This window comes from Dokdonia sp. PRO95 (genome assembly GCF_000355805.1).
In the GTDB taxonomy this organism is placed as follows: Bacteria; Bacteroidota; Bacteroidia; order Flavobacteriales; family Flavobacteriaceae; genus Dokdonia.
In genome coordinates, this window is record NZ_CM001837.1 from 3,256,015 (window position 1) to 3,267,474 (window position 11,460).

8 protein-coding genes are annotated in these 11,460 nt (G+C 38.0%); 2 read left to right on the forward strand and 6 right to left on the reverse strand.

The window, feature by feature from the left end:
• Nucleotides 1-85: 85 nt before the first annotated feature.
• Nucleotides 86-1,150, reverse strand: coding sequence for a chorismate synthase (aroC, locus tag D017_RS14640; RefSeq protein ID WP_035337632.1), 1,065 nt, complete (start codon nucleotides 1,148-1,150; stop codon nucleotides 86-88).
• A gap of 172 nt (nucleotides 1,151-1,322) precedes the next feature.
• Here aroC and D017_RS14645 point away from each other — a divergent pair, with 172 nt between their 5' ends.
• The gene (locus D017_RS14645; protein ID WP_051583936.1) at nucleotides 1,323-2,132 is read left to right on the forward strand and encodes a UDP-2,3-diacylglucosamine diphosphatase; all 810 of its coding nucleotides are present in this window, start codon (nucleotides 1,323-1,325) and stop codon (nucleotides 2,130-2,132) included.
• A gap of 31 nt (nucleotides 2,133-2,163) precedes the next feature.
• Here D017_RS14645 and D017_RS14650 read toward each other — a convergent pair whose 3' ends face one another.
• Nucleotides 2,164-5,079 carry an FAD-binding and (Fe-S)-binding domain-containing protein gene (locus D017_RS14650; protein WP_035337635.1) on the reverse strand — a complete coding sequence of 972 codons (2,916 nt, stop codon included), beginning with the start codon at nucleotides 5,077-5,079 and terminating at the stop codon, nucleotides 2,164-2,166.
• Between the two features lie 90 nt (nucleotides 5,080-5,169).
• Between D017_RS14650 and D017_RS14655 the strand changes: the two genes are divergently transcribed.
• A complete protein-coding gene (locus D017_RS14655) occupies nucleotides 5,170-5,664 on the forward strand; it encodes a hypothetical protein (protein ID WP_013749568.1) in 495 nt (164 codons plus the stop codon).
• Here D017_RS14655 and bshA read toward each other — a convergent pair whose 3' ends face one another.
• The 4 genes from bshA to D017_RS14675 form a co-directional block, all read right to left on the reverse strand.
• Entirely contained in the window at nucleotides 5,665-6,795 is a 1,131-nt protein-coding gene (gene bshA / locus D017_RS14660; RefSeq protein ID WP_035337638.1) for an N-acetyl-alpha-D-glucosaminyl L-malate synthase BshA, read from the reverse strand.
• Between the two features lie 93 nt (nucleotides 6,796-6,888).
• Nucleotides 6,889-9,810: a glycoside hydrolase family 3 N-terminal domain-containing protein gene (locus D017_RS14665; protein ID WP_035337640.1), complete on the reverse strand. Its 2,922-nt coding sequence runs from the start codon at nucleotides 9,808-9,810 to the stop codon at nucleotides 6,889-6,891.
• 148 nt (nucleotides 9,811-9,958) lie between these two features.
• The gene (locus tag D017_RS14670; protein WP_035337642.1) at nucleotides 9,959-10,453 is read right to left on the reverse strand and encodes a hypothetical protein; all 495 of its coding nucleotides are present in this window, start codon (nucleotides 10,451-10,453) and stop codon (nucleotides 9,959-9,961) included.
• 197 nt (nucleotides 10,454-10,650) lie between these two features.
• Nucleotides 10,651-11,442: a (Fe-S)-binding protein gene (locus tag D017_RS14675; RefSeq protein ID WP_035337645.1), complete on the reverse strand. Its 792-nt coding sequence runs from the start codon at nucleotides 11,440-11,442 to the stop codon at nucleotides 10,651-10,653.
• Nucleotides 11,443-11,460: the final 18 nt, after the last annotated feature.

Below are 11,460 nucleotides of genomic sequence, written 5' to 3' on the forward strand. Positions count from 1 at the left end.
TGTGATGTTTAAAATTATTCCAAATTACTATTAATTCCTTGGTAATACATAGCCTTACTAGCTATCCTCCTTAGAAATTTTACTTCTACAATCTAACAGATTTATTTCGTAGTACAAAATCTGCTATTACAAGTGCTGCCATTGCTTCTACAATAGGTACTGCACGAGGTACAACACACGGATCATGCCTTCCCTTTCCTTGCATTTCTACCACTTCTCCAGATGCATTAATAGTTTCTTGCTTTTGCATTACGGTTGCCACTGGCTTAAACGCTACTTTAAAGTAAATATCCATCCCGTTAGATATACCTCCTTGAACCCCACCACTTAGATTGGTTTTTGTAGTTCCATCTGTATTAAAATGATCATTATGATCACTTCCTTTCATAGTTGCCCCTTCAAAACCACTTCCGTATTCAAATCCTTTTACAGCATTTATGGATAACATTGCTTTTCCTAGCTCTGCATGAAGTTTATCAAATACCGGCTCTCCAAGACCTACAGGTACATTTTGAATTACACAAGTGATCACACCTCCTATGGTGTCTCCTTGTTTTTTTATTTCCTTAATTTTTTCTTCACACGCTTTCGCGAAAGCGGGATTTGCACACCTCACATCATTTTTTTCAATCTCGCTAAAATCAAGATCTTGGTATGGTGTATCCATAGTTAAGTCGCCCACAGCACTTGTAAATGCGTGAAATGATATCCCTTTCAAAAATTGCTTTGCAATGGCTCCAGCAACTACGCGACTAGCTGTCTCCCTCGCCGAAGATCTTCCTCCACCACGGTAATCACGGTTTCCGTATTTTTTATCATAGGTATAATCTGCGTGACTAGGTCTGTAGGTATCTTTAATGTGACCGTAATCCTTAGATTTCTGATTAGTATTTACAATCTGAAAACCTATAGGAGTTCCCGTTGTTTTGTCCTCAAAAAGGCCTGACAAGAAATCTACGGTATCTGGTTCTTTACGCTGGGTTACAATTTTAGATTGTCCAGGCTTGCGACGATCTAAGTCATGCTGGATCGCATCAAAATCAATACTCAAACCGGCAGGGCATCCATCTATAATTCCACCTATAGCCTTACCATGTGATTCACCAAAAGTGGTGACCTTAAATATAGTTCCGTACGTATTACCTGCCATCGTATGTGTTTTTAACAAATGTAAATTGAAAAGGCCATAATCAAAAACTAAAAACTCACTTAATGATTAATTAACTTGATCTATATTATATAACTATAACTTTTATACTTCTTAACATCTACTTTACCATCCTCTCTTAAAATCTAAAGACCTTACAAGCAAAACAATCTCGGTGAAAAGACCCGTAGAAATTGCAGTACTATCAGACATACATCTAGGCACTTACGGTTGCCACGCTACAGAAGTCTGTCAATATTTAAACTCTATCGCACCAGAAATACTCATCTTAAATGGTGATATTATTGACATCTGGCAGTTTAGAAAACGTTTCTTTCCTAAAGAGCACCTTAAAGTGATTAAAAAAATAATCACACTTGCTTCAAAAGGAACTCACGTGTACTATATCACTGGCAATCATGATGAGATGCTTAGAAAATTTAGCGATGCTACCATGGGAAACATCCACCTCATAGATAAACTTGTTCTTAATCTAGATGGTAAAAAAGCTTGGTTCTTTCATGGTGACGTATTCGACGCATCCATACAGCACACTAAGTGGATTGCAAAACTAGGCGGATGGGGTTATGATTTTTTAATTCTATTTAATAGACTCCTCAATAAATGGCTCGTAAGTATGGGAAGAGAAAAGTATTCTCTCTCAAAAAAGATTAAAAATAGTGTAAAAGGAGCTGTAAAGTTTATCAATGACTTTGAAAAAACCGCAACAGATCTCGCTATCGAAAATAATTTTGATTACGTTATCTGTGGTCATATACATCAACCAGCAAAACAACAGGTAAACACTCCGAAAGGAAGCACACTTTACCTAAATAGTGGCGACTGGATTGAAAACTTGAGCTATCTAGAGTACCATAACCGTAAATGGAGTCTCAACTACTATAGAGAAATCCAGCCTAAAAAATCGCATAACAGCTCAAAAATTCTCCTAGAGCCCCAGAATGTTCAAACCAGATATTCTTAATTAATACTCAATAGTCACGTACCATTAATTACTACTCTAAAAGCGCATCGCGTAACACGCTTACAGGATGCATAGCGACTCGTGCTGTACCGTCTTTAATCTGATGCCTACAGCTTGTACCATTGGCTACAATAATAGTCTCACCATCTGCTTTTCTTATCGCAGGAAATAGCGTTTGCTCGCCTACTTTCATACTTACCTCATAATGCTCTTTTTCATACCCAAAACTACCCGCCATCCCACAACAACCAGAAGGTATAATAGTAGGAGTATAATTTAAAGGAAGATTAAGAATGGCAAACGTATGTGACACAGAGGAAAGTGCTTTCTGGTGACAGTGACCATGTATTTTTAGTTTTTTGGCTTTCGCCGAAAATTGCTCGGAGGTAATAACACCTCGTTTGATTTCACTATGTAAAAACTCTTCAATTAAAAATGATTGTGCCGAAAGCTTTTGGGCATTCTCCACATCATCTGCAAGCCGAAGATATTCATCTCTAAAAGATAAAATAGCCGAAGGTTCAATACCTAGAATTACAGTGTCTTCTGCCAAATCCTTTAATAGTTCAATATTCTTATTTGCCAGCGTCTTTGCCTCCTCAAGAAATCCTTTAGAAATGTAAGAGCGGCCACTATCATGGTTAGTCACAACTTCCACCTCATAACCAAGGTGACGTAACAGCGTTAAAGCATCTTGACCAATGTTTCCATCTAGAAACTGAGTGAATTCATCAATATATAAAATGACTTTTGTTTTACTTTTCAATTTCTGATTTACACTAGAATTAGCTTTTCCAGATATATCTGCAGGATCTGAAAATACATTTAATAAAGGTAGACTTCTCTCTTGTGCTATTCCCAAGCTAGCTTTTGTTATCCCTGCAGTTATTTTAAGAAGTGTATTATATATTCTAGGAGAAAATGCTCCTAGTTTATTGATTTTTGTCGTGTTTGCAAACAGCTTTGTACGAAGACTGCTTCCATTAGCTTTCTGATATTGATACTCAAACTCAGCTTTTAGCGTGGCTACGTCTACATTACTAGGACACTCACTAGCACAGGCCTTACAGCTTAAGCAAAGATCAAAGACCTCCTTTAACTCTGTATGATCATATTTATTAGACTTATTTGATGTAGTAAGAAACTCCCTTAAGGCATTTGCTCTTGCTCTAGTAGTATCCTTTTCTTCTCTTGTTGCTCTGTAACTAGGGCACATTGCACCTCCTGCACTTGGTAATTTTCTACAATCGCCACTTCCATTACATTTTTCGGCAAGTCTTAGGATTCCTTGATTATCCTCAAAATTCATGAGTGTATCTACCGCTGGCTCCTTGCGATCTACTTCATACCTCAAGCTTTCATCCATCGGGAAAGCATCGATTACTTTTCCAGCATTAAATATTTGATGAGGATCAAAAGCTCCTTTTACGGTTTTCATTACCTCATAATTCTCATCGCCTACCATCATAGAGATAAACTCTGCGCGCACGATACCATCACCGTGCTCGCCACTCATAGAACCATTGTATTTTTTAACCAAATGCGCTACATCTGTAGTTATCTGTCTAAAAAGTGCTACATCTTGAGAAGTTTTTAAATCAAGAATAGGACGTAAATGTATTTCTCCCGCACCAGCGTGGGCGTAGTACACGGCATCTTGCTCATGTTTTTTCATGAGCGCAGTAAATTCACTTATATATGGCGCAAGATCATCTAGCGCGACCGCTGTATCTTCTATACATGCTACGGCCTTTCTATCTCCTATCATATTCCCCAGCAAGCCAAGACCAGCTTTGCGCAGGTCCATTGCTTGTGCAATCTGATCTCCTTGTAATATAGGATATGCATATCCTTGCCCATCCTGCTGCAAACTATCTATAAGCTCTTCTGCCTGCTGCATGGCCCCTTCAAGAGTAGCATCCCTTAACTCGAACATTAATATTGCTGCTGGGTCGCCTTCTATAAAAAATCTATTTTTCTCTTGCTCCCGATTGTTCTTAGTACAATCTAAGATCACCTTGTCCATCATCTCACAAGTATACAGATCATGCTTCATGGCAGGAACTACAGCTTGTAAACAGGAATCTAAATCCTTGTAATGCCCTGCAACCATAACGCCATGAGCAGGTGGCAACACATCTAACTGCAAGGTAATTTCTGTGGTAAATGCAAGTGTACCTTCACTCCCAGATAATAGTTTGCAGAAATTAAAAGGCTTTCCGTGCTCTTCAAATGGCGCAGCATTAGCAATTTCATCAAGTGCGTAACCCGTATTTCGGCGATGGATTTCAGGTTTTGGAAACTGCTCTTTGATCTCATTGCGAACGGCACTTTGAGAAAAGTAATCGTTTGCTGTCTTATAAATGGAACCTTCCAAGTTGTCAAGGTTCAATTTTTGGCGAAAGCCAGTTACATCTAGTTCTTCAAAAATAGCTTCACTACCATCTGATAATACCGTCTTTAATTGAATGACTTTATCCCTTGTAACACCGTACTTGATACTGGTGGTTCCAGATGAATTATTTCCCACCATGCCACCTATCATACATCTGTTTGCAGTAGAGGTATTAGGTCCAAAAAACAAACCGTGGGGCTTTAAAAACAAATTGAGTTCGTCTCTTATAACACCAGGCTGTACTGTTACCTGCTGCTTTTCTTTATCAAAGTGAATAATCTCTGTAAAATGCTTAGAAACATCTACTACGATACCATCGCCCACACATTGGCCAGCAAGGGAGGTTCCCGCGGTTCTTGGGATAAGGGTGATGTGTTGCGCTTTCGCGAAAGCGCATAATTTCTTAATATCATTTACCGTCTTAGGAAATGCAACAGCAAGCGGAATCTTGCGATATACAGATGCATCTGTTGCATAGATAATTTTATGTAGTTGATCTACATGTAACTCTCCATCAAACTCGATTTCTAATTTTTTCAAACTAATTTCCATTAAGATAAAAGTAACTAAAACTTTATGTAGCCCTTAACGTTATGACTATATAATTACTAATAGTTTTGCCAATTCAAACAAACAATTACAATGAAAAAAACACTAGTTATTGCCCTACTTTTTCTAGGATTAAGTGGAATAGTTTATGCTCAAGAAATCTCTCCTAATGCAATAGGTCTGAGAATAGGAGACAACGACGGATTCAGTACAGAAGTAAATTACCAAAGAGCTTTAAGTGAAAACAACAGACTAGAATTAGGATTAGCTTGGAGATCTGGAAACAACTTTGACGCAGTAAAAGGAACAGGAATTTACCAGTGGGTATGGAACATCGATGGCGGTTTTAACTGGTATGCAGGTGTAGGTGCCGCTGTAGGTGCTTTTGATGTAGATAACGACGCTCCCTTCTTTGACGATGATGACAATGAGTTTTTTGTAAACGCAGCTGGAGATATAGGTATTGAGTATCGTTTTGATATCCCATTACTATTATCGCTAGATTTTAGACCAGAAATAGGGATCCTAAATGACTTTGATGATGATCTAGAATTTGACGTAGCATTAGGGATACGTTACCTATTTTAATCAAGAGACTTTTTCTAAAGCTCTCTTATAAAGAGATTCATAAAGCGGCACAATGTTTTGTATATCAAACTTGGCCGCTTCTTTTCTTGCGTTTGTTTTGAACTTTGCAAGCGTATCATCATCTTCTAAGATTCTAATAGCGTTTTGAGCCATATCTGCAATGTTACCTACGTTAGACAAGTAACCGGTCACTCCATCTACATTTACTTCTGGAATACCGCCTGCGTTACTTGAAATCACAGGCACACGATTTACCATCGCTTCTAGCGCCGCAAGTCCGAAGCTTTCTGCCTCAGATGGCAGTAGGAATAAATCAGAAAAACATAAGATTTTATCTACTTCATTACTGTTTCCTAAGAAACGTACTTTATCTTCTATACCTAGTTCTTTTACGCGCTCTTCTGCTGCTTCTCTTTCTGGGCCTTCACCTACCATAAGTAGCTTAGAAGGAATTTCTAATTGTAAACGATAGAACACCTCGATCACATCTGAGATACGCTTTACTTTTCTAAAGTTACTCACATGCGTAACAATACGCTCATCTTCATTTGCCATCAAATCACGCTGGCAATCTGTAAAGGTATCTGTTTTTGCACCAAAATCTATAAAGTTAGGCACCACATCAATCTCTCTAGTGATTTCAAAGAGTCTCAGTGTGTCTTGCTTTAAGCTTTCTGAAACTGAAGTTACCACATCACTATTATTGATGCTAAAACTTACTGCCGGGCGATAAAATGGATGACTACCTACAAGCGTAATATCTGTACCGTGTAACGTCGTTACCATAGGCACATGAATACCTTCCTGCTTGAGCATTTCCTTTGCCATATATCCTGCATATGCGTGAGGAATTGCATAGTGTACGTGCAAAATATCAATTTTTTCTTTCTTGATGATTTTGACCAGCTTGCTAGAAAGTGCTAGTTCATATGGCTGATAATGAAAAAGAGGATAATCAGGAACGTTTACCTCGTGAAAATGAATATTGTCATTTAATAAAGCTAGGCGTACAGGTTGCTTATATGTTACAAAATGTACTTCGTGACCTCTTTTTGACAAGGCGATTCCTAGTTCTGTTGCTACTACTCCACTTCCTCCGAAGGTTGGGTAACAGACAATTGCAATTTTCATAACAGGATTTTTGGTAGATTTCTTTTTTGCTTTCGCGAAAGCGTACTCACATCATATCACTTACAATACGAGTATATAAATAGCACTTCAAATTTAATCAATTAAAGCATTATAAATGACTTCTTGAATCTTGGTTCTTAGACCAGATTTTATGAGGGCACGGTTATCCATAGTGGGGAATGTTCTATTAGATAGAAATACATAAACAAGTTCGTTCTCTGGATCTGCCCACGTGTAAGTCCCCGTAAAACCACTATGACCAAAACTCGTCATAGGCACACAACCACATGTAGGGCCACCACCGCTTAGCTGTGGCTTATCAAAACCTACGCCTCGTCTCACATTCTTATCACAGTAATAACAGGTATTAAAGCGATCCATAGTCTCTTTTGAAAAGTAGCGCTTACCACCATAATATCCGTTTTGAAGATACATTTGCATCATTTTGGCAACGTCATTTGAGTTTGAAAATAAACCAGCATGACCACCCATATTACTCTGCATGGCTGCTCCCATGTCATGCACATAGCCTTGTACTTTCTGATTGCGCCAGTAAGAGTCGTTTTCTGATGGTACAACCATATCTTTGGCAAACTTGCGCAATGGTCTGTAGCCCGTAAAGTTTGCTCCTAATGCGTTATAAAAGTGTGATCTTGTAATTTCATCAAGATTATCATTGTAGTGATCTTCTAGAAATTTTTTCATCAAATAATAAGGAAGGTCACTGTACTTATAGGATAGTCTAGAACGAAGGTCACTATCTGCTATTTTCTTAACTAGTGTATCACCGTACCCTGTACGCAGGTACATTTTTTCGGCAACTTTAATATTATAATTTTCTGAGTATGCCGTGCTATAATAATCATCAAGTGGCTTTTTTGTAACAGAATCTAGTGTGCTGATATAAAAAGGTATCCATGCCTTGAAACGACCATAGTGTGATAGCGCATCTTTGAGTGTTATATTTGCCTTATTACTCCCTTTAAGTGCAGGAATAAGAGCGCCTAGTTTATTTTCTAATGCAATAGACCCTTCACTCTCAAGCTCCATCAATAAAGGTAAAGAAGCGAGTATTTTTGTCATAGAAGCAACATCATACATATCTTCTGGACGTACAGCGCGCTTTTTATTGTAGGTGTGATATCCAAAGCTTTTATCGTAAATCACTTTACCACGGCGGGCCACTAGTACCTGAGCACCTGGCATCATCGCTCTTTTGATCCCGAGATTTACAAGGGAATCAATTTTGATATTAAGCGTATCTGAATCTACCCCTACCTCTTCTGGAATTCCATATGAAAGCCTTCTTAAAGTTCCAGATTGCAAACCTGTCCTGATTGGCGTTTTACCAAGAGAAACTGGTAGCCTTCCTTTACTAGGTATAGCTCCAAAAATAAGTTGCGCACTTTTTTCTTGCGCTAGCTGGCTATTCTGATAGCTGTGAATTATAGCCTCAATATCTGAGCTATTTTGCAAATCTAGCATTGCATAAGGCCTTACAAAAAGGTCTAAAACAACAGTTTTAGTTTTTGCAATCTCCGTAATCCATCTAATCTCTTCTGCCGAAAATTTATAGGACTTCCAAGGGTTTGCATTAGATCTATGAAAACCTATAATGACATAATTAAAATCTTCTAATGCCTTCTGAGCAGCTTCAAGAGTTTTTGATTTTATCTCATCCACCTGCGCATACTTGCGTAGTTGGAATTTAAATGCAGATCCATCATCATCACCTAAGCCTAAATAAGCAATCTTTTTCTGATCTATATTTACAACAGGAAGGACATTATTGTTATTCTTTGTAACAGTAATTGCGTTTTCTATTGCCTCACTATAAACCACGTCATCTAGTCGAGAGTTTAGATCATCAAGAAGATATTTGGTAACAACAGGTTTATAGTTATTTAAGCCTACTTTATATTTAGCGTATAATATTTTCTTTACCGAGTGTGCTAGTCTTTCCTCAGTAATTTTTCCAGATTCAAGAGCCTTCATAATTTTGGCAGATGCAGAGGGTACATCTTCACTTATCAATAAAATATCATTTCCTGCCTCAAAAGCTGCAAGGTCAATATCTCCAGGCTCTTTAAAATTTGCAGCGCCTTTCATATTCAAAGCATCTGTAAATATTAGACCGTGAAAACGGTAATCTTCCTTAAGCATTTTTGTCACGATAGTAGGTGAGATACTTGTAGGCACTCCTACTTCTGGCACAAGTGCTGGCACATTAAGGTGTGCAACCATAATACTTGCTATACCATTTTGAATAATAGGCTTGTAAGGATACATCTCTACGCTCTGAAGGCGTTCCTTGGTAAAATTAAGTGTAGGTAGTGTTTTGTGACTGTCTTTATCTGTATCACCGTGACCAGGAAAGTGTTTTGCACTTCCTAAAACTCCAGCTTCTTGCATTCCTTCCATGAAGGCAATTGCTTTTTCTGTAACGTTGATTTTATCTTCGCCAAAAGATCTATTTCCTATAATAGGATTTGCTGGGTTGATATTTATATCTACTACTGGAGCAAAATTAATGTGTACTCCCAATCGCTTAGAATGTTCTCCTATACGCTTTCCTACTTTCCTTACGATATTATTATCTTGTATAGCTCCTAGCGTCATATTCCAAGGGAAAGCGTAGGTACTATCTAATCTCATCGCAAGCCCCCACTCTGCATCCATCCCTATGAGAAGCTTCGTTTTTGCAAGGTCTTGAAACTCATTATTGAGTTTCGCCTGTCGCATAGGACCACCCTTAGAAAATATAAGTCCACCTATATGTTCTTCCTTGATAAGTTTCTTAATCTTATCAATTTTAGCCTTAGGGTCACTAGAAAAAACATCGACCATAAATAACTGCCCCACGCGTTCCTTAGGCGTCATTTGCTTGTAGACAGAATCTACCCATTTACGCTGAGCAATAATGTCATTTGCATAGAGCGGGTATCGCTCTTGGGCATAAGAAATTATAGAAACAAATAAGAAAAATAATATGGTGATAATGCGTCTAGGCGCCATAAATGCAATATTTTAAGTTGTAATTACGATTGCAATAATAACGCCAGACAGCGCCTATGACAATCTAATATAAAAGTAAAGGGTTTGAGGTACGCTTTCGCGAAAGCGTGCAAATCTTAACAACATCTTAAGAAGCTGCAAGATTCTTCTATTTTCCCTTCTTGAGAAAACGAGCGTGCCAGCTATCTATTGCTGGAATTTCCCAATTAGTTTTATACTCACCTACATTTGCAACAAGGTTATTAAACACCTTGGTATTTTTACCTACTGCCCCATCTTTCACCATCTTCTTAAACTCTAGCAGTGTTTTGTAGTGAATACGATCATTCTGATAGTAGGTCACATTCATTTTATCCAATAAATCTACCCCTAGCTCCTCTTGCTGCGCTATGATAAAACGCACTTGACTATCAATCGAGCATCCTGTTGCAGCAGCTTCAGACTGGTCAAGACCTATCACAATAAAGCGGTCATATTTAATTTCAAAACCAGCTTTTAGGCTTGCTCCGTGAGCAGTCCAGCTTGTTAAAAAAGTAGCCATATCTTTCTCTAGTTGAGCCACTTGTTCTTCTGTAAATTTTTGATCAGATTGATATAACCAGATTCTCGATGAGTCAGAAAGTGAATTAAAATCTACAAGCATTTTTATATTTTTTTTAAAAATAAAAGCGGAAATTAATCCGCTTTAAAATAAACTAAAACTATCGTACTTCAAGTATCGATATATGATTCTTATAATAATTATAAGGAGTACAATACTGCCAGGAGTAGCTATAATATGAACGACCTTATCGAACAAATCCGGCTTCTGACTAGGTTTATCCTTATCATTGATAGCCTCTATAATTCTTCGGCAGATGCTATCATTTCGGCAACGTCCATTACCTCGATGCTACCTTCTTTTTCTTTACCTTTTATTCCGTCTGTCATCATTGTATTACAGAAAGGACATCCAGCAGCAATAATATCAGGCTTCACTTCAAGTGCTTGCTCTGTGCGCTCTATGTTTACATCTTTATTTCCTGGTTCTGGCTCTTTAAACATTTGTGCTCCACCAGCTCCACAACAGAGTCCGTTAGTTTTACACTTACGCATTTCAACAAGCTCAACATCGAGTTTACGTAGCAAATCTCTTGGAGCCTCGTATACTCCGTTTGCACGACCTAAGTAACATGGATCATGAAAAGTGATACGTTTTCCTTTAAATTTACCTCCCTCTACTGTAAGACGACCATCTTCTAGTAAAGACTTTAAGAACTGTGTATGGTGTACTACTTCGTAGTTTCCACCTAGTGATGGATATTCATTTTTAAGTGTATTAAAACAATGAGGACAGGCCGTTACTATTTTTTTAACTTCATATCCGTTAAGCACTTCAATGTTTGTTACTGCTTGCATCTGGAATAAGAACTCATTTCCAGCGCGTTTTGCTGGATCTCCAGTACAACTTTCTTCTGCTCCTAACACAGCAAAATCTACATTTGCTTTATTTAAGATACGTGCAAAAGCCTTTGTTATTTTTTTTGCTCTATCATCAAAACTTCCTGCACAACCTACCCAAAATAATACTTCTGGTTGCTTTCCTAGCGCCACATACTCGGCCATAGTGGGTACTTTAAGTGTCTCGCTCATATTCTTGTATTCCGTGTA